Source organism: Pelagovum sp. HNIBRBA483 (genome assembly GCF_040931995.1).
Classification (GTDB): domain Bacteria; phylum Pseudomonadota; class Alphaproteobacteria; order Rhodobacterales; family Rhodobacteraceae; genus JAEPMR01.
Window position 1 is genome coordinate 1250667 of sequence record NZ_CP162412.1, and the last position, 21947, is coordinate 1272613.

Consider the following 21947-nt stretch of genomic DNA (forward strand, 5'->3'; position numbering starts at 1 on the left):
CAGAGATACGCGGTTAGCCGGAGGGGAGTAAGACATCCTCAAAGCTTCGGGCCTATAGAATGCTCATCTTACAAAGGTGAGCCATGAACCGTTTCTTCAAAATTGCCGCGATCGCGTGTGCTGCATCGGCCCTGCTGCCGATGGGTGCGTATGCCGCAGGCGAGCAGGAAGAAAGCTTGGTCATGCAGCTTGCCGCTGGTTCCGTCGTTGTAAGCGGTGCCGAGATGCCTTCGCTTTACGTTGATGCTGACGACGCGGTTCTGGTGATGGACGGCGCGATGGCGGTTGCGGGCTTTGATCCGGTGTTTGACGCGATGCCCGAGAACGCAATCCTTCTGGACGGCGTGGGCAATGATCTCAGCGTATCCTTTGCGGGGCCGCTTGGGCAGTTGAGCATGGGTGTTTCCGGCGCGGACAACATCCTTGATATTGCCGTGGGTGTTGAGGGGCAGGTTGCCATCAACGTTCTGGGCGACGAAAACGCGATCCGGCTTATCCAGCACTAAGAGCTGCGCCGACTCGGACGGGCAGGGCGCTCACTCCAAAGTTGCATTCAAAATGATCCTTACCTTAAGGGTGGTCCTATTTTGGGGATACTAAACCTTAGGTTTACCAATCATTGGTCTGTTTATACCTTCGGTTTTTGCTAAGTCGCGTATTGCGATAAAGTTATTGTTCTGTATCAGTAACTTACGTTAAATTCAGCAAATAATATACTTTCGGGTATTTGTATTATATTTTTAGTCTTTATATGCGCTTAAGTGTAATAACGATATTCAGTCGTAGAGCAGAATTTATTAGAAGGAAGAGTAGCCATGACGATGAGGCTACAGGTTTTGAGCGGAGCGGCAACGGTTGCGTTGGCCGTGGTTGGGAATGCGGCTTTTGCGGATTCCTTTTCTGTCAGCAGCAACTCGATTGCGGTTACGCAGGGCGCAAGCGCTGGCGATACTGATTTTCTGACGCAGTTTTACTGGGTAATGCAGGGCAATTCGAGCGCACTGCCGGGCTATCAGGAGTTTTTCTCCGAAATTTATACCGGAGAGAGCGTCGTCGGTACCGGCTTTGGCGGTGTGGGCAACAAGGTGTCGTTTGATGTGCTGGGCACGAAAAACGCGGCCTCTGTGAGCCAGTCGGGTAATTATAATGAGATTGCCACCGACCAGAGCGGCGAGAGCAACACGATCTGGGCTTTGCAGTCGGGCAATGACGCGACCGGAACCATCATGCAATCCGGCGGTGCAGGCAACCTTGCCGCGCTGGCGCAGATCGGCACGGTGAGCGAGGAAAACGGCACCTACACATTCGGCGCTGACGGTGTCTCCTTCGCGGATATGTACCAGACGGGTAATTTCAACATCGCGACGCTGACGCAGCTGGGCAATGCTGGCCTTTCTAGCGCTGTGCTGACGCAGTCGGGCGATGCGAACAATATCTCGGTTATTCTGGGCGCGGGCGGCACCTCCTCCGTCGGTGCCTTCGATGCCAATAACCCGCTCTTCGACACCAATCTGCTGATCGAGCAGTCGGGCGACGAAAACAACGTTGTGATGACAGCCGCCGACGGCATGGCCAGCGCGACGATCCGGCAGAATGGCGATTTTAACTTTGTTGATGCGTCTGTGAGCGGTGCCGATAACGTGATTGACCTGACCCAGACCGGACAGTCGAGCGTGACGATCCGCCAGTTGGGTGATTTCAACGTATTTGACGCCACGATCGACGGCACTGGCAACGAGATCGACCTTGAGCAAAATGGCGGCGCGAGCTTCACGGCCACTGTGACCGGCAATGGCAACGTGATCGGTGCGCTGGCCGATATGACTGGCAGCTACGCCGGTACCCATCAGGCCTTTGTTCAGGCCGCAGGCGCGACCGCGGTGATCGACGTTCAGGGCGATGACAACGCTCTGATGCTGGATCAATCAGATGCCGCGACGCTGTACCTCTCGGTAGGTGCTGCCACTGGCGGCGCGAACGAGGTATATGTTTCGCAGGCTGGTCTTGGTGCTGTTGCTGATTTGAGCCTTTACGGCCAGAACAACACCCTGCGGGTATCGCAGACCGCTGGCGCGGTTTACGGGCTGCACACGGATGGCGTGACCTATGGTCAGGCGATTGTCGATCTGACGGGCAATGGCAACGATATCTCTATCGCGCAGTCGGCACGGGGTTATGCGTCGATTACCGGTTCCGGCAACCGCAACGACATCAGCATTGAGCAAACGGTCGATTATGTAAGCGCGCTGGTCACTGTCGATGGCAACAACCTGAAGTTTGACCTTGTTCAGGATGGCAGCAGCACAATGTCGGTTGTTGTTGAGGAACTCACCAACGGCAAGGTCGCCAAGGTTTGCCAAGGCCGCTCCTGCCGCTAACAGCGGATGGTCTTGTAGAAAAACGGTCCGTGCTTCTGGCGCGGGCCGTTTTTTGTTGTCGGGGGGTTAGAGCGAGAGGCGCTCGATATCCGCAAGCAGTCCGTGAATGGCGCGCTGGAAGGCGGAGTCGAGCGCGAAGGTTTTCGGCTCGTTGATCGCGGTGCCTGCTTCGACATCGAGAATGCGATCCGCCGTGACATAGCCCATACCATTGCTGCCGATGGCGCGGGAGCGGACGGTCTGGTTGATCGTGTGGGTGCCGAGGATGACCCCGTCGGAGATGCGGACAAGCCGCAGGTTGACGGTGATCGCGTCGGTGCGGCTTTCTTGCTGGGCGCCGATGTTGAAGAAGCGCACGCCAAGGCCGTTGGTTTGGATATCCGACTCGTAGGCGACAATGGCGCCGGTGATCAGGTAATCAGCCACCCCGAGCGCTGGCACCGGCGGGCCGCCTTCGAAGGCGGAGAAAGGTTTCTCCTGCTCGATCTCGCTGCGGCGCTGGGTGTAAAGATTCTGAATGTTTTGCTGGGTTTGCGCATAGCTGGGCAAGCCGTCGGGGCGCTGGCCTGACTCCTCGATGGCAGCGTATTCGGCATCCACCTGAGCGCGGATTTGGGTGATCTCGGCATCCAGCGCGGCGATGGCCTCGGCCACGCGGGCGCGTTCGGCGGTGACATGGGCGCGTTGGCGGGCCTCTAGGGTTTGGGCGCTGTCGATGCGGCGCTCTTCGGTAAGCGCTTGCAGGGCGGCACGTTCGACGAGGGTGAACCATGTGCCGCCGCCGACACGGGAGAGGCTATCGATCACCAGAGCCTCGGCGCCTTGTGTCAGTGCGCGGGAGGCCTCGGCAAAATTGGGGTTTGCGCGATTGGCGCCCGTCAGATCGGGGATATCGAACACCGCGACGCGCAGAGGCGTGCGGCGGGGCGCGACATCTTCCAGCGGGGTAAAACCCATATCGGCGGGCAGGGTGTTCTGCTCGGAGAGGGGTGCGGAACTGGGGGGCGACATGAAGAGATCGTCGCCTACATTGCAAGCGCTGAGCCCGAGAGAGAGCAGGGCGGGCAGGGCGACGGTGCGAAACATCATGACATTACCCCAGTGACGGCACGCAGACTTCGGTGGTCGAGACGCCATCCGAGATTGCGAAGCAGACGAGGTTTTCGTTGCTGGTGTCTTCCTTCACCAAAATGCTCAGGCCGCCGGCTTCGAACTCGGTTTCTGTTGTGAGATCAAGGGCATAGATGTCGGAGACGATGCTGGACGCGATTGCCGACAGAATGCGGCGGCGCAGCTGGTCCTCGAACAGTTCGAGATCGGTCAGCTCTGCCTCGCTGTCAGTCGTGAAGCTGGGCTTTTGGGCTTCGAGCTGATTGAGGAAATAGGTGGTGCTGGCGGGAGAGCCGTTGAAGGCAGGCGAGGAGAAGGAAAAACGCATGTCCGAGGCCAATGCGCTCCCTGCTGGCGCAATGCCCAGCATGATCGCATAGGCGACAAGGCGACTTGCTGTGGGAACACGCATCACTGGTCCTGCTCTATTCGTGAAACCCGCTGGAGGCGGGCAGGGCGATCTGGTGCCGCTGTTACTCTCAAAATGATCGAAACGGGCGAATTGCGCAAGAAAAATTGACCTTTTTCAACGTCGCTGGTGCTTATCCGCATCGCCCTTGTCATCTTTTCTCTTTCCGCTTCGGCGGGGTTTGCTAGGCTGTTAGCAACAAAGTGGAGGGATAGATGGCAGTAACAAGATGGGGCATTCTGGGCGCGGCGAATTTTGCCCGCGAGCACATGGCGCGGGCGATCCATGCCGCCGAGGGTGCGGATTTGGTGGCGCTTGCTACCTCCAGCGCTGAAAAGGCGGCTGGATTTAAGGCGTTTCAGCCGAATTTGCGGGTGCATGAGAGCTACGAGGCGCTGCTGGCTGATCAGGAGATTGACGCGGTTTATATCCCTTTGCCGAACCACCTGCATGTGGAATGGACGCTGAAGGCGCTGGAGGCGGGCAAGCATGTGCTGTGCGAGAAGCCCTTGGCGATGAAAGCGGAGGCGTTTGATCCGGTCATTGCCAAGCGGGATGAAACGGGGCTGCTCGCCGCTGAAGCCTATATGATCGTGCATCATCCGCAATTCGCGCGGGCGCGGGAGCTGGTGCAGGGCGGGGCTATAGGAAAGCTGCGCCATGTGGATACGGTGTTCAGCTACAACAACGCTGCCGACACCGGCAATATCCGCAACCGGCCCGAAACGGGCGGCGGCGCGTTGGCTGATATCGGGGTTTATACCTTTGGATCGGCGCGGTTTGTTACCGGATCGGAGCCGCAACGGGTGCCCTATGCGCGGATTGATCGGGAGAACGGGGTGGATGTGTTCAACCTCGTTACCGCCGAGTTTGACGGGTTTACCTATAGCGCGGTCGTGTCGATGCGGCTTCAGAACCGGCAGGAGATCACCTTCCACGGGGATACGGGCCTTGTACGGCTGACCTGCCCATTCAATGCGGGTGTTCATGATCAGGCCGAGTTGGTGCTGGATCAGGGGGGCGGCAAGGTAACAGTTGAGCGCTGGCCCGGAGTGAACCACTATGTGCTACAGGTGGAAGCGTTCTGCCGCGCGGTACAAGAGGGCAGTGCCTATCCGTGCCCGCTGGAATTTTCGCGCGGGACGCAGGCGATGATTGATATGGTGGTCGCGGCGGCCGCCGCTTGAAAACAAAAGGGGGAATGGGGATGACACCGTCAGATGATGAGAAATTCGAGGGGCGTTTGCATGGCGAGCAGCCTGATCCGGGACCAAAGGACCAGCTGATCATGCGGCTGATCTATATGATCCTGATTGCGATCATGATCAGCCTTGCGCAGACCATTCTGGGGGTTCTGACGATCATTCAGTTCGTGATCATGGTGATCAACAAGGGCAAGCCGAACGAACAGTTGGCTGAGTTCGGCACCGCGTTGGGGATTTGGGTGGCAAAGGCTGCGCGGTTCCAGACGGCGGCGAGCGAGGTGAAGCCTTGGCCGTGGACAGAACTGGACTGAGCGCGGCGCCTGCGTAATGGCTGGTGGCTGGAGCCGTGACGGGGCGGTGAACGAACAGATCGAAGCTTCTATCAACGATGAGCTGGCGCGGTTGCGGGCGCAGCGCGGGCCGGTGGGCGAGAGCCTGCCGGAATGTGCTGAGTGCGGCGAGGAGATCCCGCAGAAACGGCGTGACGCGCTGCCCGGTGTGAAGCTCTGCGTGGACTGCGCCGCCGAGCGGCAGGGCCGGCAGCAGCAGCGTGGCGGGATCAACCGGCGGGGATCCAAAGACAGCCAGTTGAAGTGAGGCTGGTGATCTTCGGATCAGAATGGAACAAATGACTGATCTGCACGAATTCGGGCCGGAGATCTGGCTGTCTGACGGGCCGGTGATCAAGGCGGCGCTGGGGTTTCATTATCCGACGCGGATGGCCGTGATCCGGTTGACGGGTGGTGATCTGTTCATTTGGTCGCCGGTGGCGCTGACCGAAGGTCTGCGGGTGCAACTGGCGGAGATGGGTGTTGTTCGGTTCGTTGTCGCGCCAAACGGCTTGCATGATACTTATCTGGCGGAGTGGATGGCGGCATTCCCTGAGGCGGAGCTGCATGTGGCGCCGGGGCTGGCGGCAAAGCGGACCGATTTGGCCATTGAGGCAGAGTTGGGGAATACGGGTCCGTGGGCGGGTGAAATCGCGCAGGTGGTTATGGAAGGAAATAAGATCACTTGCGAGGTGGTCTTTTTCCACAAGCCGAGCGGCACCGCTTTGTTTACCGACCTGCTGCAACAGTTCCCGAGAGGGTGGCACAAGGGCTGGCGTGGCCTTATCGCGCGGCTGGATCTGATGACAGAGCCGATGCCCGCCGTGCCGCGGAAGTTTCGCGTGGCATTTCGGGACCGGAAAAAGGCGCGTTCTGCGGTGCGGGCCATCCTGTCATGGCCTGTCGAAAAGGTGGTGATGGCGCATGGAACGCCGGTGACGGAGGATGGCGCGGCCTACCTGCGGCGGGCCTTTGCGTGGCTGAGGGCTGATTAGCGGCAGGACAAGGCTGAGGGCCGCTCCCTCGGCAGGTCGTTGCTCGCTCAGCCCGGCGATTTGGGTGCGGTGTGCGGGGTTCGAATGTCTTTCGGATTTGGGGAGATAAAGTGCGTTGTGCCGCCGCTGGTAACGCCGCGCCGCGGCCCGCTTTGACGTTGCGCGTTAGTGTCTTCCTGGGCAGGCCCCGCGCCGCGGCCCGTTGATGTGTGGGCGCGGCGCGGGGGGCAGGACTTAGGCTTCTAGCGCTTCCAGCTCGTCGATCAGGCTTTCGATCATGCTCAGGCCTTTGTCCCAGAAGGCTGGGTCGGTGGCGTCGAGGCCGAAGGGGGCGAGCAGTTCCTTGTGGTGTTTGGAGCCGCCAGCGGAGAGCATATCGAAATACTTGTCTTGGAAGCCCTCGGGCGCGTCGCGGTAGGCGGCGTATAGGGCGTTTACCAACCCATCCCCAAAGGCATAGGCGTAGACGTAGAAGGGCGAGTGGATGAAGTGCGGGATATAGGCCCAGAAGGTTTCGTAGCCATCCGCGAAATCGAAGACGGGGCCGAGGCTTTCGGCCTGCACGCTCATCCACAGGGCGTTGATGTCATCGGGGGTGAGTTCACCGCCGCGACGGGCATCGTGGAGTTTGCACTCGAAATCATAGAAGGCGATCTGGCGGACAACGGTGTTAATCATGTCCTCGACCTTGCCAGCAAGGAGGGTTTTGCGTTGTTCCTTGGTTTCGGCGGCATCCAGAAGCTTGCGGAAGGTGAGCATCTCGCCAAATACGGACGCGGTTTCCGCGAGCGTTAGGGGGGTGGAGGAGAGAAGTTCACCCTGTGAGGCGGCGAGCACCTGATGGACACCGTGGCCCAGCTCGTGCGCAAGGGTCATCACATCACGCGGTTTGCCCAAGTAATTCAGCATCACATAGGGGTGGACGGTGGTGACGGTCGGGTGGGCAAAGGCACCGGGGGCCTTGCCGTTTTTGACGCCTGCGTCGATCCAGCCTTGCTCGAAGAAGGGCTGCGCGAGATCGGCCATGCGGGGATCGAAGCCTGCATAGGCGGTCATCACGGTGTCGCGGGCCTCTTCCCAGCCAACGAGGCGGGTGTCTTCCATCGGCAGGGGCGCGTTGCGGTCCCAGACTTGCATCCGCTCCAGCCCGAGCCATTTGGCCTTGAGCGCGTAATAGCGGTGCGAAAGGCGCGGGTAGGCGGCGACAACGGCGTTGCGCAGCGCTTCGACCACTTCCGGCTCGACATGGTTGGCAAGGTGGCGGGAGGTTTGCGGGGTCTCGAAGCCGCGCCAGCGGTCCTCGATCTCTTTCTCCTTGGCGAGCGTGTTGTGGACGCGGGCGAAGGTGCGGATGTTTTCCTCAAACACCTGCGCCAGCGCATGGGTCGCGGCCTCGCGCTGGGCGCGGTCTTGCTCGGTCAGCAGGTTGAGGGTGGCCTCGATGCCCAGTTCCTCGCCATCCACATCAAAGGTCAGGCCGGCGATGGTTTCGTCAAAGAGCTTGTTCCATGCGGATGCGCCAACGGTGGACTGATCGTGGAGGAATTTCTCCAATTCGTCGGACAGCTGGTAGGGCTTCATCGCGCGCATCCGCTCGAAAACGGGGCGATAGCGGGCGAGATCGGCATTGGCCTCCAGAAGGGCGTTGAACTGCACTTCTTCAAGGCGGTTGAACTCAAGGCTCCAGAACACCAGCGGCGTGGTGAAGGTGGTGATCTTGTCCTGACAATCGGAGAGGAACTTGGCGCGGGCGCTGTCTGTCGTCTGCTGGTAGTAGCGCAGGCCGGCATAGGACATGATGCGACCGGCGATGATGTCGATCTCTTCATAGCGCTGGACGGCCTTGAGCATGGCGGCGGCGTCGAGGCTGGCGAGTTTGTCTTCGTAATCGGTGGCGAAGGCGGCGCATTCACTTTCGAGCCAGCCGAGATCGCGGGTCAGTTCCGCGCAATCGGGGGCGGGGTAGAGATCGGTCAGATCCCATTCGGGGAGGGGGCCGAGATCCTTGCCGCCGGTCAGAGTGGCGTCGAAGACGGGAGTGCGCATGGGATACCTCTTCAGAATGTCATTTCCCCTCTAGATAGGGGAGGAACAGACGAGTTGAAAGGCGGCTTAGATGCGATAAAGCCGCGACGGGTTATCGACGAAGATCGCCTGCTGGTCCGCGGGATCGGGCACGGCGGTGAGAAAATCATTGAGAAGCGCGCCTGCGTCGGGCATCCGCACGCCGCCGAGCATCAGATGCGGCCAGTCGCTGCCCCACAGGCACCGCGCCGGATTGGCGGTGACGAGGCTTTTGATCAGTTCGTGCGTTCCATCGTAGCGGTAGGGGGCGGAGAGTTTGACCCATGCTTGCTCCTCCGCCAGTAGGGTGCAGAGCGCTGCGTGGCCCGCGCCGAGGCCGGAGGAAAGATCGGGCCATGCGCAATGGTCAAAGACGATTTGAACGGGCATTTGGCGGACATCCTCCGCCAGCGCTGCGAGGTGCAGATGCGAATGCGCAAGCATTTCGATGTGCAAACCGCGCTCGGCAAGGGCGGGGGCAAGGCGCTTGGCGCCGTCCCAACTGAGCACGCCACCATGAACGTAGTTGAGCCGCACGCCGCGCAAGCCCGCATCGACGAGGCGGTCGAGGTCGGCCTCGGTCGCGGTGTCAGGCACGAGGCCGATGCCGGTGAAGCCTGCTCCCATCTGCCGGACAGCCTCCATCGTGACGGAATTATCCTGCCCGTAGAGGATCGAATGGACGATCACGCCGCGCGTACAGCCGAGATGGGCGAGATGGGCGCGGTAGCGGGTGAGCCAGTGGTCGAGCGTGCCTGAGGGCGGATCTTCGACGCGTTTTTCTGAGAGGGGATAATCATCGCCGATCAGGTGGACGTGGGCATCACAGGCACCAGTGGGAAGCGCGGAAAGCGGCGCTTGGGGGGATTCAGTTGGGGATGCGGCGCGTGGGAGAGACAAGGGAGCAAACCTGTTTAAGTTTTGAATTAAGTATATCGTGTAAGAATCTGTTTAATAATGACTTTTGCCAAAGAAGGCGCATGTTTCCGTGAGGATCTTGGCGCGGATCGGGGGCGTTTCCATCAGCACTTCGTGGCGCGCGCCGGTCAGCATGTGCAACGTGCCGCCTTTCCAGCGGGACATGATGCTGTGAATGCGGGCGGGATCGACGATGCTTTCCTCGGTGCCGAGATAGGTCAGACAGGGAAGCTTTGGCGGGGTCATCGCGGCGAGGCGCCTTGTCTCGCGCAGGGCGGAGTAGACCCATTGCACGGTCGGCCCGCCGAGGGCCAGTGCCGGATGGGCCTGAAGCTGCCGGATCATGGCGGCGTAGGCTTCGCGATCAGAGGTCAGGCTGTTGGCGTCGAAATTATCGAAATCGAAGTGCATGTCGCCGGATTGACCGGGGGCGAAGTTCTGGCTCCGGCCCGTGAGCTGCGAGATGACGCCGATGGCGAGGGCCGCGGGGCGCAGCGCTGGGTGCATGTTGATGCCCCACATCGGGGCGGAAAACACCGCTGCCTGCACCGGAAGCCCGTCATGCAGGGCGCGTAGGCCAATGGCCCCGCCCATAGAATGCGCGATCAGGAAGAAGGGCGCGGTTGCGCCGAGATCCCTTGCCGCCGCGACCATCGCGTGCACATCATGTTGATAGTCGCGGAACTTGTGGACATGGCCCTTGGCCACATCGGGGACAAGGCGGGCAGCAAGCCCTTGGCCGCGCCAGTCGATCGTCAGGACGGAATAGCCGTTGCTGACGTAATCACGCGCTGTTTGCCCGTATTTCTCTGCGTATTCGGTACGACCGGGGAACAGCAGGATGGTGCCTTTGGCGGGTTCCGCCGGCCAATAGACCACGCGCAGGCGCGGGCCATCGGCGGCGGTGATCCAATGCGCCACCACATCCTTGGGGCCCTGTGCTACCTCTGCATAGAAAGGCGCGGGGGGAAGAGCGGTCGCCACGGTCATGGGCTCAGGCGAGGACGCCTGCGAGCTTCATCGCTTCGCCCATATCGCCATCGAGCGACAGCTTGCCCGTCATGAAGGCGGAGGTGGGGTTGATGTCGCCTTCGAGGATGCCTTGGAAGGTTTCGGCGCTGGCGGTGAGGGTGACGTTGGCGTCATCGTCGGCGGCGCGGACGCCGGACCCGTCGATCATGATGCTGCCTTCGCCCTCGATGACGAATTTGGCGGAACCGTCGTAGCCTGCGTCGCCAAGTTTCGCGCTGAGAGCCTCGACGGCTTTGGTGATGATCTCGCTCATGGAATGTCCTTTCTCTCGCGTGGCGCGATATTCTGTTCTGCGGTCTGGTATGACGCGCAGGTTGCGTTACATTTGGAATATGTCTGGTTTGTTCGTCTACCTCAAACGTGCCGTGGCGGCAGTCTGCGTGTGTTTTGCGCTTTCCGTCGCGGGAAATGCCCAAGAAGGACGCGAGGCGTTCCTTTTGGAGGCGCTTTCGAGTGCGGAGGCGAGCGAAATAGCTGGCATTCTTGATTCGTTGAGGGAAATCTGGGGGCAGAGCGGTTCACCGGCGATTGACCTGCTGCTGCGGCGCGGGGAAGAGGCGCTGGACGCGGGCGTACCGGAGGTGGCGGTGGAGCATCTGACGGCAGCGGTGGATCATGCGCCGGAATTCGCAGCGGCGCGGGAGGCGCGGGCGCGGGCTTATTATCAGCTTGACCATATTGGCCCCGCGCTAGATGACATCCGTGTGGTGCTGGCGCTCAACCCCCGCCACATTGGGGCGATGAACGGGCTGGCGACCATCTTGGAGGATGTGGGCCGCATCGAGGAGGCGCTGGCCGTACAGGAAAAGCTGCTGGAAATGATGCCTGCAGCGGAAAATGTCATGGCGGCCATCGGGCAGCTGGAAACGCAACTGAGTGGCCGCGACGCCTAACCCACGCGCGCAGGCCCGCGAGGACGGGATCACGACTATGGCCCATTCCCCGCATGCCGGGCGGATCACCGCGGTTCTTGGCCCGACCAACACCGGGAAAACCCATTATGCCATCGAACGGATGTTGGCGCATCGCACCGGCATCATTGGCCTGCCGCTGCGCCTGTTGGCGCGGGAGGTTTATGACCGGATCGTAAAGCTGCGCGGGCCATCGGTGGTGGCGCTGGTGACGGGGGAGGAGCGGATCGTCCCCGAGCGTGCGCAATACTGGGTTTGCACTGTTGAGGCGATGCCGGAGGGGATGGGCGCGGATTTTCTGGCGATTGACGAAATCCAGCTCTGTGCCGACCCTGAGCGGGGGCATATTTTCACCGATCGGCTGCTGCATGCGCAGGGCCTGCATGAGACGCTGTTCATGGGGTCGGACACGATGCGCAACGCGATTGCGGCGCTGGTGCCGACGGCGCAGTTTCTGCGCCGCGAGCGGTTTTCGACCCTGACCTATACCGGCTCGAAGAAGATCAGCCGGATGCCGGGGCGGGCGGCGATTGTCGGATTCTCGGTTGATAACCTCTATGCCATCGCGGAGCTGTTGCGCCGCACCAAGGGCGGTGCTGCGGTGGTGATGGGCGCGCTCAGCCCGCGCACCCGCAATGCGCAGGTGGAGATGTATCAGAACGGGGATGTGGATTTCCTCGTTGCGACGGATGCGATTGGCATGGGGTTGAACCTCGATGTGACGCATGTGGCGTTTTCGGCGCTGCAAAAATTTGACGGGCAGCGGATGCGGCCCTTGCAGGCGGATGAGCTGGCGCAGATTGCAGGGCGTGCGGGGCGGCATATGACGCATGGCACCTTTGGCGTGACGGGTGAAGCACCCGAGATTGATCCGGCGGTGGCGGAGGCCATTCAGGAGCACCAGTTCCAGCCGGTGCGCAAGCTGCAATGGCGCAACAGCCGGATGGAGTTCGGCTCGGTCGCGCGGCTGATTGGGGCGCTGGAGAAAAAAACCGATAACCCGTGGTTCACCCGTGTGCGGGAAAGCGACGATCTGGCGGCGCTGAAGGCGCTGGCGGAGGATGCCGAGACACGGGCGCGGGCCAGTGATGGGCAGAGCGTCCGCCTGCTGTGGGATGTGTGCCGCGTGCCGGATTTCCGTGGGATCAGCCGTGGCGAGCATGCGGCGCTGCTGCGCGATCTTTATAGCTTTTTGCACGAGCGGGGGAGCATCCCGCAGGATTGGTTTGCGCGGCAGGTGAAACGGATCGACAGGCCAGAGGGTGACATCGACACGCTGTCCAAAAGGCTCGCTTATATCCGCACTTGGACCTATGTTGCGCAGCGGCGCGGCTGGGTGAATGACGAATCCCATTGGCGCGGGGAGACTCGCGCTGTAGAAGACCGCCTGTCGGATGCGCTGCACAGTGCACTGACGCAAAGATTTGTGGACCGGCGGACGAGTGTACTCCTTCGCCGGCTCAAGCAGAAGGAGGGCCTTGTGGCCGACGTGAACGATAAGGGCGAAGTGACGGTAGGCGGCGAGTTCGTCGGCCGTTTGGAGGGGTTCCGGTTCCGGATGGACAAGACGGGGAGCCCCGATGAGGCCAAGACGCTTCGCGCGGCCTCCGTACAGGCACTTGCGCCGCAGTTTCATCTGCGGGCGGACCGGTTCTACAACGCGCCCGATACGGAGTTTGATTTCACCGAGCAAGGCGGCCTGATGTGGGGCACTGATGCGGTGGGCAAGCTGGTCGCTGGCGATGACCCTATGAAGCCGCAGGTGGTGGCGTTTGTCGATGATGAAGCCGGAACGGAAGTGGCGCAGAAGGTGCAGCGCCGTTTGCAGCATTTCATCGACCGCAAAGTGGCTTCCCTCTATGAGCCGATGCTCAATATGCTGAAGGACGAGGCGCTGACGGGGCTGGCGAAGGGGTTTGCCTTCCGTCTGTCCGAGGGCTTTGGCGTGGTGCCGCGCGGGGAAGTGGCGCAAGAGGTCAAGGAGCTGGATCAGGATGCGCGCGGTGCGCTGCGCAAGCACGGGGTCCGCTTCGGCCAGTTCACGATTTTCATGCCGCTTTTGCTGAAGCCCGCGCCGACGCGGTTGCGTTTGGTGCTGTGGTCGCTGGCGCAGAAGTTGGACGAATTCCCCGAAGCGCCGCCGCCGGGGTTGGTGACGGTGCCTGCCGAGAAGGGCGCGGCGCCGGGCTATTTCGCGATGGCGGGCTATCGGGCTGCTGGCGCGCGGGCGATCCGCATTGATATGCTGGAGCGCCTTGCCGACATGCTGCGCGACAAGGACACGCGCGGTGGGTTCGAGGCGACTGCGGATATGCTCTCGATCACCGGCATGACGCTGGAGCAGTTTGCCGACCTGATGCAAGGGTTGGGCTATAAGGCCGAGCGCGGTGAGCGCGTGAAGGTCAAGCCGCAAGCTGCTGATGTTGCTTTGGAAAGCACCTCTGGTGAGCCGGAGGAAGTGCCAGCGGAGACACCGAGCGAGCACCCTGCGGAAGCGCCGCAAGAGGTGCCTGCTGAAGCCCCGAGCGAAGCGCCTGCGGAGGCGCCTGTTGAAGCGCCCGTGCCAAGCGATGACAGTGCGAGCGCCGAGGCGGAAGCGCCTGAGATGGAGGTGTTTTATACCTTTGCTTGGGGTGGCCGACAGCAGCAGCAGCGCGGTGGCAAGCCCGCCCGACCGGCGGGCGACAAGCCGCGTGGTAAGGGCAAGCCGAAGGGCAAGGGCGGAAAGCCGCAGCAGGGTGGAAAAGGCGGACAGCGCTTCGAGGCGCGGCCCCCGAAGGAAAAGAAGATCGACCCTGACAACCCGTTCGCGGCAGCACTTTCGGGCTTCAAGACCAAGTGAGCGACACGATCCGGCTGGACAAGTGGCTCTGGCATGCGCGTTTTTTCAAGACGCGCACGCTGGCGGCCAGTGTCGTCAGCGCCGGAAAGGTGCGGGTGGATGGTACGCCCGTCTCGAAGCCTGCGCGCAGCGTGGGGCCGGGGGTGGTGCTGACCTTCATGAAGGAAGAGGACGTGAAGGTGGTGCGAATCCTTGGCTGTGGCACGCGGCGCGGACCTGCCCCCGAAGCGCAGGCGCTCTATGAAGATCTTTCGCCGCCGAAAGAGGACAAACAGCCCAGAAACCCCGGTTTTGAGGGAAAGGGCCGCCCAGGAAAGCGGGAAAGGCGGAACATGGCGTCCATTCATGGGGGGAAAGGGTCTTTCCCGCTTGAATGACAGGAGATGTTGTCCTAGCTAACCCGCGACAGACATCAGGACGCATCCATGACCTATATCGTCAACGACAATTGTATCGCCTGCAAATACACCGACTGTGTGGAGGTGTGCCCCGTGGATTGTTTCTACGAGGGGGAGAACATGCTGGTGATCCACCCCGATGAGTGCATCGACTGTGGTGTTTGCGAGCCGGAATGCCCCGCTGACGCGATCCGCCCCGATACCGAGCCGGACATGGAAAAGTGGGTTGAGTTCAACCGCAAGTATTCAGAGATGTGGCCGGTGATCATCACCAAGAAAGACCCGTTGCCAAATGCCGACGAGATGGACGGCAAGTCTGGCAAGATGGAGCTTTTCTCCGAGGCTCCCGGCGAGGGTGGCTGACGCTCTGATTCGGCTTGCAGCCTGAAATACAGGGCTGCGATGCCTGTTTCGCTTTAGAAATCCCGCTTTTTTGCGGGGTGTTTCTTTGATGCGAAAACTGTGATATGATTGCTGCAAATGCAGAAAATATGACCCTGCACATATGACAGAGATCGACGGGAACAGCGCCGCTTTCCCGCCGGTATTTTTGTCGCGGTAAGGGGTCGATCGTCAGGAAAGGATGATCATGAGTAAGACCAAGAAAGCCGAATTCAGCCCCAATGATTTTGTCGTTTACCCCGCGCATGGCGTTGGGAAAATCATTTCGATCGAGAGCCAGGAAGTGGCAGGGTTTGAACTCGAGCTGTTCGTTATCTCATTTGAAAAAGACAAGATGACGCTCCGCGTGCCGACCAACAAGGCAACCGAAGTGGGTATGCGCTCGCTGTCCTCGCCGGATGTGGTGGCGCATGCGATGAAAACGCTGAAGGGCAAGGCCAAGGTCAAAAAGGCCATGTGGTCGCGCCGTGCGCAGGAATATGAGCAGAAGATCAACTCTGGCGATCTGATCGCGATTGCGGAGGTGGTGCGCGACCTGCACCGTAATGACGACCAGCGCGAGCAGTCCTATTCGGAGCGTCAGCTCTATGAAGCCGCGCTTGAGCGCCTGACCCGCGAGATCGCGGCTGTTGCCGGTAATGACGAAACCGCTGCCGCCAAAGAGATCGACAGCGTATTGGTCAGCCGCGCCGCCTGATCCACGCGTTATTTTGTGAAAATCCCCTGCCCATCGGGCGGGGGATTTTTTTATGGCTTGGGGGCAAGCTGGCCGAGCAGCATGGATTTCAGCTCGCGCAGGAGCTTGCGTTCCATCGCTTCGGCGTAGGCGTCGAAGCCAAGGGCGGATTCGGTGAAGGCACCGTCGCCGCGGATCACGTTGGACTCGAAATAGGCGCGGAGTTGCTTGATCTCGGCCTGACGGAGATCGCCGATCTCTGCGCCGTAGACGCCGATCACCAGCGCATTGACCGTCACACCTGCGGGCGGGTCGGGCACGGTTTGCGGGCGGGGGCCGGTATTGGCCTCGCCATCGCCGGAGATATCGAGCGTGCGAATCCAGCAATCGGGCCGCTGTTCAAGAAGCGCGTAGCCGGTGAGCATCGCGGTGCCGAGTGCCGTGGTGGGGGGCGCGGCGCTGCGGGGGTGGTTGCGCAGGAGCGCCGTGATCTGGGCGAGGGTGGCGGCGGTGGTGATCTCGGTCCACGGGAGGATCAGCGATTGAAAATCGGGGCCGGACCATTCGTAGATCGCCAGCGCGACAGGGGCGTCGGGCAGTTCAAGGAGGCGTGCCGCCACGCGGGGGCTTTCGAGCGCGGTGGCGAGGCCGTCGAGCTGGAGGCGATATTCGCGGCTGTCCACCGAGCCGGAGACATCCAGCCCCAGCGCCAGCGCCTGACGGCAGGCCGCTAGCGCGGCGTCGGGCAGGAGCGAGAGCAAGAGGAGGGCGATAAAGGCGCGCATCGCTAACCTTGCGGCGGGGTGTCGGGCAGGCCGCCGATCATGATGGCGCGCAGCTCGCGCTCCAGTTTGATCCGCATCGCGCGTTGATAATCGCTATAGCCGCGCGCGCTCACCACGAAAGAACCCGGGCCACGGCGCACACGGTTTTGGAAAAACTCCAACAGCTCAGAGCGGCCCGCGAAGCCCTGATCCTCGATCACCAGCGCGTTGACGGTAACTTCATCAAAGGGGAAATGGGCATAGGCCTCGGCAGGGCCGAAGCCCTCGTTATTGAAGCCGTCGCCGGCGAGGTCGATGGTGCGAAAGAGGCAAGTCGGGGCCTCCTGCAGCGCGACGGCGGCGTGGCCCAAGGCGTGCCCCATTGCGGTGGGCATGTCATCGCGGCTGCGGGTGCTGGCGACGAGGGTTTCAGCCACGGCGACCAGATCGGCGGGGCTGCGGATGATCCGCCACGGCTGGAGGGTGGTTTGATCGTAGCGGCCTGACCATTCAAACGCATAGAGCGCGACGGGATCAGGCACGGAAAAGAATGCCTCCTGTACCTCGGGCGCGAGGAGGGCAGCGGCGAGGCCGTTGCGCTGGAGGCGGTCCTCGATAGCATCGACCGACGAGGACACATCCAGCGCCAGCACAAGGGCGAGGCGGCAGGCATTGGCCTGCGCGCCCCAGAACATCAGGGCCGTTGTCGCCGCGACGATGGCCCGCTTCATGGTTTACCAGCGGCCGGTGTTGCCCATCGAGGCCCACGGCTCCTGCGGGGGTAGGTTGTCACCACGCTGGAGCAACTCGATCGAGACGTTATCGGGGGAGCGGACAAATGCCATGTGGCCGTCGCGCGGCGGGCGGTTGATGGTGATGCCTGCATCCATCAGCTTTTGGCAAAGGGCGTAGATATCATCGACCTCGTAAGCGAGGTGGCCGAAATGGCGGCTGTCAGAGGGTAGGCCTTCGTCTCCGTCCCAGTTATAGGTCAGCTCGACGGGGCATTCCTCTTGGCCATCGGGGGCGAGGAAAACGAGGGTGAAGCGGCCGCCTTCGCTTTCGTGACGGCGTGTCTCCTTGAGGCCGAGGAGCTCATAGAAGGCGATGGATTTGTCGAGGTCTTTGACGCGGACCATTGTGTGCAGATAGCGGATCGACACTGTGTGGCTCCTGTTGCTGTGATCTGACAGGAGACTAGCATGGCAGGCGCGAAGGGCCAGCCCATGTGATAGGCGCCGCGCTAGAAACTGGAGCGGAAGGTGAGGCCGGTGGAGAGCGCGCGGGTGGTATAGCGGTTGACGGTGGAATCCGTGCGGGAGGCTTGGATGGAGAGGACCGGCTTGAAGCCGTAAAACTCCAAGCTCGGCAGTTCGGCATTCAGCCCGAGGGTGGTGGTGTTGTCGCGGCGCGGATCAGGGGTGATACTCGCGCGATAGGCGCGGCGCTCGTGCGATAGGCTGACGCCCAGATCGGATTCACCAAGGAGATCCGGCAGTGACAGGGAAACACCCAGACGCCTGCCGGTATAGGCACGGGTAAGCGTCTCCGAGGTGGTGATGAGCCTTGCCGCTGTTACCGACAGGCCGACGCCATTATCGAGCGAACGGGATAGCTGCGCCTGAACTGCTGAGGCGCGGGCGCTGTCTCCCGCGTCGATGTAGGCGGTGCGCTCCGTGTCAGCGGTTAGCGTGAGGGTAGATGTTTCATCCAGCTTGAACGGCTGGCTGAAGGTGATGCCGTTGCTGGTGGTGTAGAGATCGCCACCGAACCAGCGACGCCCGTGGGTGGCGTGAAGGGTCAGCGGGGCTTCGCCTGGGCTATGTATCCACTCCTGCCGCAGGCCAAGCTGAACGCTGCCGCGATTGAAGTCGCTGGCGGAAATATCCGGCACCCGCGCGGCGGCGGAAGGCGTGAAGGCATAGGCTTGATAGCCGCCGCCGAAAGTGAGGCTCAGGCGGCTGGTGGGGGTTTCATGCAGGCGGTAATTCAGGTCCAGCTGACCTGACAGCTCCCATCCGGCGAGGGCTTTGGCATCCTCGCTGAGAAGAAATTCGAGCGGTACGCCGAAGAGGTAGAAGGTTTGCGTGTCCTCTGAACTGCCGCCGTTGATGTTGCTGGACGGGCGCAGGCCGCCGGAGAGTTGGAAGCGCAGCGGATTGCGGGCGCGGAGGAAGCTGTAATCCTCGGCGGCGGAGCGGCGGGCCTCCTCGTTGGGCGCATCCTGAAATGCGCGGCGGAGCCAGAGCTGGGCCGTTGTATCGCGGCCTTCGAGCGAGAGGGCGAGGGCGGCGAGGCGGGCGGCGCGGAAGCGGGTATCAGGCGTGGTAGCGAGCGGCCATGCGCGGGTCGCGTAAGCGTGCGCGGTTGCAGGGTCGTCGCTGGCGATGGCGGCCTCGGCACCGATCAGCAGCGCGGCGAGGTCGTCCGGATCGCGGGAGAGCAAGGCTTGGGTGAAGGCCAGCGCCTGCGGCGCATCCCCTTGTGCGAGGAGCGACAGCGCAGCGGCGCGCATTTCCTGCGGTGACAGCGCGACGCCTCCCGCTTGCTGCGCATGGCTGGGCAAGCTGAGGGTAAGCGACAGGAGCGCCGCGAGCAGGAATCGGATGAGCATCATGGCGCTGAGTAAACCGGATTAGCGGTAGACAATAAACCCGCCGGTTTCTTGCACGGGCTTTTCAATCCCGTCGCGGGGGTCGAGCGAGTCGATAACGATGATGCCAACGATTTCGCCACCGTCTGCTGCATCGGTTAGATCGCCTGCCATGATCCCGTAATATTTGCCTGTTTCGTATTCGACCTGATTGCCGGACTGAAGATCGAGGCGCGTATTGGACAGGGTGCCGAACATCTCGCCGTCTTCGTTGAAGTTATCGACGCCTTCGGCAATATCGAACGGCAGTGGGTCATAGGGAAGTTCACCGGCGAGGTAATTAGGCCCAAGCACAACGGCGGTGCCATCAGGGTTATAGGCCACGCGGTTGAACAGGCGGCCTTTGACGGTGTTGTTGGCATCGAAGTCGTCGAAGTCGATGGCGATTTCTATGTCTGCTTCGGTGAGTTCGAGCTTGGCAATCCCGTTAAACACCCGCATCCCGGCATATTTTCCAGTAAATCCGGCTTGGCCGGTTGTGTTTTCAGGGGGCAGCGTTACGCCGCCATCGCGCATGTAGATGAAGCCGCCGAACCCGAAACCAGTGTAACCGCCAGTACGGACAATCGCGAAGCGGGAGCGGGGGACGGTGTTGCCATCGTCATCAACAGTGGTGTTGGTGCTTTCCGCATATATCGCGCGGTAGGGAACGATCTGGCCGATTGCATTGCCGGTGAGATAGTCGGCGACCTGAATATCGGCATCGTAAACGTTGAACGCGCCAGCCGCGAGCGACGGGATGTCCGTGCCGCGCTGGTAGGTGTTTTCGCCGTCGAATGCGAGGTTGTTAACGAAGAACGTGTCGTTATCGGCGTTGTAGCGGATATCACGGGCATAGCCGCCGCCGGAGTCGTTCTGCTCCTCGTAGCGCTGGATGCGGCGGGTCGCGCTGGGGGCTTCCTCTGCGGGGGGGAGTTCCTCTGCGAAGCTGCCTTCGTCGGGGGCGTTGATCCACGGGGCGTTCGTGCCGTCGAAGAACGGTTGCGTTCCGTTACATGCGCCAAGAAGCGTCAGAACCGCGACGGCTGAGAGAGAACGTTTCATGTTAGGCCTGCAAGAATTTCTCAAAAGTTATTATTCACAATCCTTTAGGGTAGGTCTGCTGTCAATGGTGGTAGGGCATAACGGGTGCGAACTGTTGCAATTCTCCCAGAAATATAGCGGCATATAGAGGTTCCGGCAGGCGCATCCGCAATATATAGTGAAACGCGACTCGCAGATGAAGGAGAGCGCAATGCCCATCACCCCAGAACAGGACGCAGAAATCGCCGAACTGCGCGCCGCGCCGAAAATGACCTATCGCGCGGTTTCGGAGGGGATGGAGGCGCATCTCTACAAGGTGAACCCCGTGCTGGATCACGGGTTCGTGCGGGTGATCGACTATATGGGCGATGATGCGGCGATCTGTCAGGCGGCGCGGGTGAGCTACGGCAAGGGCACGAAATCGGTGCAGAATGACGCGGGGCTGATCCGCTATCTGATGCGGCACTGGCATTCGACCCCGTTCGAGATGTGCGAGATCAAGTTGCATGTGAAACTGCCTGTCTTTGTGGCGCGGCAGTGGATCCGGCACCGGACAGCGAATGTGAACGAATATTCGGCGCGGTATTCGATCCTTGATCGCGAGTTCTACATCCCTGAGCCGGATGCGCTGGCGGCGCAATCGGTGGTGAACAACCAAGGCCGTGGCGAAGCGCTGAGCGGGGAGGAAGCGGTACGGGTGCTGGAATACCTGAAGGGTGACGCGGCGCGGTGTTATGACCACTACGAAGAGATGATTGGGCAGGAGGGACAGCAGGGGCTGGCGCGGGAACTGGCGCGGATGAACCTGCCTGCGAATATCTACACGCAGTGGTATTGGAAGGTGGACCTACACAACTTGTTCCACTTCCTGCGGCTGCGGGCGGATAGCCATGCGCAATACGAAATCCGGGTCTATGCAGAGGAAATCTGCAAGCTGGTGGCAGACTGGGTGCCGGCTGCCTATGGCGCGTTCGAGGATTACCGGATGGGCGGGGCGACGATATCGGAGCGGGGGCTGCTATGCATGCGGCGGATGCTGAAGGGCGAAACTGTCACGCAGGAAAGCTCTGGCATGAGCGCGGGCGAATGGCGCGAGTTCATGGCGGTGGTTGAGGGGTAGGGGGAGTTCCGAGCTCTACCGCCGCCGGTTGTGCGTATTAAACGCCTGAAAAATGATCGGTGAGGCGCTGGGCGGAGGCGAATTTTGCCTCGTGGCTGCCGCCGCCAAAGAGCGCATCGAAATCGGCGCGGAGGGGGTTGTCCTCTGGCAGGGTGGCGATGTCCAACTCGCCCATTTCGAAATCGGGGAACTGGCGGGCCGTGGCTTCTCCGCTTTCGACAATGGTGATGTTGGTGTGCCGGTAATCCCGCTCGATGGAGCTGAAGACCTGCTCCACCGTCCATTTTGGCCCTTCCAGATATTGCCAGAAACGCCCGTGATCGTGGATCAGCAGGCCGCTGATTTCGCAAGTGAGGTTGCGGATGCGGGCGACGATCAACAGCGCGCGGACTTCTTCGGAGCGCATGAAGCGGGTGGCGTCACTTCAGTAGAAGTGACGGAAAAGTTCCTCGTCGTCGCGGCCGGTGCGGGGTGGAGCGCTCGTGTTCATACGCAAAGGTAGTTTCTGCTCTTGGGGCCTGAGTTGGTCTTTATGACCTTGAGTATAGCGCGCGAGGCGTTTTCGGCTAAACTTTTTGACATTTGGTCAAAAAATACGACGCTAGCTTGAATAGCTAACGGAAAATTTCCGCCTTTGGTTGTGTTCTGGCGGGGATTGTTGGCATGGCGCTCCCGCGCGACGCTATTTTATGTGCGAAGCGGATGGTTGCCGGGAGCG

24 protein-coding genes are annotated in these 21947 nt (G+C 61.2%); 12 read left to right on the plus strand and 12 right to left on the minus strand.

Translation table 11 applies throughout. From position 1 onward, the window contains the following. Positions 1 to 83: 83 nt before the first annotated feature. Together AB1E42_RS06150 and AB1E42_RS06155 are read left to right on the plus strand one after the other, a co-directional pair. Positions 84 to 506 carry a hypothetical protein gene (locus tag AB1E42_RS06150; protein WP_368346108.1) on the plus strand — a complete coding sequence of 141 codons (423 nt, stop codon included), beginning with the start codon at positions 84 to 86 and terminating at the stop codon, positions 504 to 506. A 309-nt stretch (positions 507 to 815) separates the two neighbouring features. Next, positions 816 to 2378 carry a hypothetical protein gene (locus AB1E42_RS06155; RefSeq protein ID WP_368346109.1) on the plus strand — a complete coding sequence of 521 codons (1563 nt, stop codon included), beginning with the start codon at positions 816 to 818 and terminating at the stop codon, positions 2376 to 2378. 66 nt (positions 2379 to 2444) lie between these two features. Here AB1E42_RS06155 and AB1E42_RS06160 read toward each other — a convergent pair whose 3' ends face one another. Both AB1E42_RS06160 and AB1E42_RS06165 read right to left on the minus strand, forming a co-directional pair. Continuing rightward, positions 2445 to 3467: a CsgG/HfaB family protein gene (locus AB1E42_RS06160; protein WP_368346110.1), complete on the minus strand. Its 1023-nt coding sequence runs from the start codon at positions 3465 to 3467 to the stop codon at positions 2445 to 2447. A gap of 4 nt (positions 3468 to 3471) precedes the next feature. After that, positions 3472 to 3900 (minus strand): curli assembly protein CsgF, encoded by a 429-nt coding sequence (locus AB1E42_RS06165; RefSeq protein WP_368346111.1) that lies wholly within the window; start codon positions 3898 to 3900, stop codon positions 3472 to 3474. A 212-nt stretch (positions 3901 to 4112) separates the two neighbouring features. On the opposite strand from AB1E42_RS06165, the gene AB1E42_RS06170 reads away from it, so the two are divergent. From AB1E42_RS06170 to AB1E42_RS06185, 4 genes are read left to right on the plus strand one after another with little or no spacing between them, the layout of a single operon-like run. Then, entirely contained in the window at positions 4113 to 5084 is a 972-nt protein-coding gene (locus AB1E42_RS06170) for a Gfo/Idh/MocA family protein (protein WP_368346112.1), read from the plus strand. Positions 5085 to 5104: 20 nt separating this feature from the next. After that, entirely contained in the window at positions 5105 to 5413 is a 309-nt protein-coding gene (locus AB1E42_RS06175) for a DUF4389 domain-containing protein (protein ID WP_368346113.1), read from the plus strand. A 16-nt stretch (positions 5414 to 5429) separates the two neighbouring features. Further along, entirely contained in the window at positions 5430 to 5699 is a 270-nt protein-coding gene (locus AB1E42_RS06180) for a DksA/TraR family C4-type zinc finger protein (RefSeq protein ID WP_368346114.1), read from the plus strand. Between the two features lie 31 nt (positions 5700 to 5730). Next, positions 5731 to 6426, plus strand: coding sequence for a DUF4336 domain-containing protein (locus AB1E42_RS06185; protein WP_368346115.1), 696 nt, complete (start codon positions 5731 to 5733; stop codon positions 6424 to 6426). A 234-nt stretch (positions 6427 to 6660) separates the two neighbouring features. Here the strand turns inward: AB1E42_RS06185 and AB1E42_RS06190 are convergent, their stop codons facing one another. From AB1E42_RS06190 to AB1E42_RS06205, 4 genes are all read right to left on the minus strand, one after another. After that, on the minus strand, positions 6661 to 8472 hold the full coding sequence (locus AB1E42_RS06190) for a M3 family oligoendopeptidase (protein WP_368346116.1): 1812 nt from the start codon (positions 8470 to 8472) through the stop codon (positions 6661 to 6663). 66 nt (positions 8473 to 8538) lie between these two features. Beyond that, the gene (locus AB1E42_RS06195; RefSeq protein ID WP_368346117.1) at positions 8539 to 9390 is read right to left on the minus strand and encodes an amidohydrolase; all 852 of its coding nucleotides are present in this window, start codon (positions 9388 to 9390) and stop codon (positions 8539 to 8541) included. A 51-nt stretch (positions 9391 to 9441) separates the two neighbouring features. After that, positions 9442 to 10398: an alpha/beta fold hydrolase gene (locus AB1E42_RS06200; protein WP_368346118.1), complete on the minus strand. Its 957-nt coding sequence runs from the start codon at positions 10396 to 10398 to the stop codon at positions 9442 to 9444. A gap of 4 nt (positions 10399 to 10402) precedes the next feature. After that, positions 10403 to 10693 carry an SCP2 sterol-binding domain-containing protein gene (locus AB1E42_RS06205; protein ID WP_368346119.1) on the minus strand — a complete coding sequence of 97 codons (291 nt, stop codon included), beginning with the start codon at positions 10691 to 10693 and terminating at the stop codon, positions 10403 to 10405. Between the two features lie 79 nt (positions 10694 to 10772). On the opposite strand from AB1E42_RS06205, the gene AB1E42_RS06210 reads away from it, so the two are divergent. The 5 genes from AB1E42_RS06210 to AB1E42_RS06230 all read left to right on the plus strand — a co-directional run bounded on the left by AB1E42_RS06210 (position 10773) and on the right by AB1E42_RS06230 (position 15690). Next, entirely contained in the window at positions 10773 to 11333 is a 561-nt protein-coding gene (locus AB1E42_RS06210) for a hypothetical protein (RefSeq protein ID WP_368346120.1), read from the plus strand. 37 nt (positions 11334 to 11370) lie between these two features. Further along, positions 11371 to 14193, plus strand: a complete 2823-nt coding sequence (locus AB1E42_RS06215; protein ID WP_368346121.1) for a helicase-related protein — start codon at positions 11371 to 11373, stop codon at positions 14191 to 14193. Further along, the gene (locus AB1E42_RS06220; RefSeq protein WP_368346122.1) at positions 14190 to 14570 is read left to right on the plus strand and encodes an RNA-binding S4 domain-containing protein; all 381 of its coding nucleotides are present in this window, start codon (positions 14190 to 14192) and stop codon (positions 14568 to 14570) included. The genes AB1E42_RS06215 and AB1E42_RS06220 overlap by 4 nt, the downstream gene beginning before the upstream one ends. Positions 14571 to 14618: 48 nt before the next feature. Further along, positions 14619 to 14954 (plus strand): ferredoxin FdxA, encoded by a 336-nt coding sequence (fdxA, locus tag AB1E42_RS06225; RefSeq protein ID WP_368346123.1) that lies wholly within the window; start codon positions 14619 to 14621, stop codon positions 14952 to 14954. A gap of 226 nt (positions 14955 to 15180) precedes the next feature. Further along, positions 15181 to 15690, plus strand: a complete 510-nt coding sequence (locus AB1E42_RS06230) for a CarD family transcriptional regulator (RefSeq protein WP_368346124.1) — start codon at positions 15181 to 15183, stop codon at positions 15688 to 15690. 50 nt (positions 15691 to 15740) lie between these two features. Here AB1E42_RS06230 and AB1E42_RS06235 read toward each other — a convergent pair whose 3' ends face one another. From AB1E42_RS06235 to AB1E42_RS06255, 5 genes are all read right to left on the minus strand, one after another. Next, positions 15741 to 16454 carry a DUF1194 domain-containing protein gene (locus tag AB1E42_RS06235; protein ID WP_368346125.1) on the minus strand — a complete coding sequence of 238 codons (714 nt, stop codon included), beginning with the start codon at positions 16452 to 16454 and terminating at the stop codon, positions 15741 to 15743. Positions 16455 to 16456: 2 nt separating this feature from the next. Next, positions 16457 to 17164, minus strand: a complete 708-nt coding sequence (locus AB1E42_RS06240; RefSeq protein WP_368346126.1) for a DUF1194 domain-containing protein — start codon at positions 17162 to 17164, stop codon at positions 16457 to 16459. A 3-nt stretch (positions 17165 to 17167) separates the two neighbouring features. Then, positions 17168 to 17596 (minus strand): VOC family protein, encoded by a 429-nt coding sequence (locus AB1E42_RS06245; RefSeq protein WP_368346127.1) that lies wholly within the window; start codon positions 17594 to 17596, stop codon positions 17168 to 17170. A gap of 80 nt (positions 17597 to 17676) precedes the next feature. After that, complete coding sequence (locus tag AB1E42_RS06250) at positions 17677 to 19050, minus strand: surface lipoprotein assembly modifier (protein WP_368346128.1); 1374 nt, start codon at positions 19048 to 19050, stop codon at positions 17677 to 17679. Positions 19051 to 19068: 18 nt separating this feature from the next. Continuing rightward, a complete protein-coding gene (locus AB1E42_RS06255) occupies positions 19069 to 20130 on the minus strand; it encodes a hypothetical protein (RefSeq protein ID WP_368346129.1) in 1062 nt (353 codons plus the stop codon). A 190-nt stretch (positions 20131 to 20320) separates the two neighbouring features. Here AB1E42_RS06255 and thyX point away from each other — a divergent pair, with 190 nt between their 5' ends. Beyond that, on the plus strand, positions 20321 to 21229 hold the full coding sequence (gene thyX / locus AB1E42_RS06260; protein WP_368346130.1) for an FAD-dependent thymidylate synthase: 909 nt from the start codon (positions 20321 to 20323) through the stop codon (positions 21227 to 21229). Between the two features lie 37 nt (positions 21230 to 21266). On the opposite strand, the gene AB1E42_RS06265 is transcribed toward thyX, so the two are convergent. Further along, positions 21267 to 21635: a BLUF domain-containing protein gene (locus AB1E42_RS06265; protein ID WP_368346131.1), complete on the minus strand. Its 369-nt coding sequence runs from the start codon at positions 21633 to 21635 to the stop codon at positions 21267 to 21269. Between the last annotated feature and the right edge of the window lie 312 nt (positions 21636 to 21947).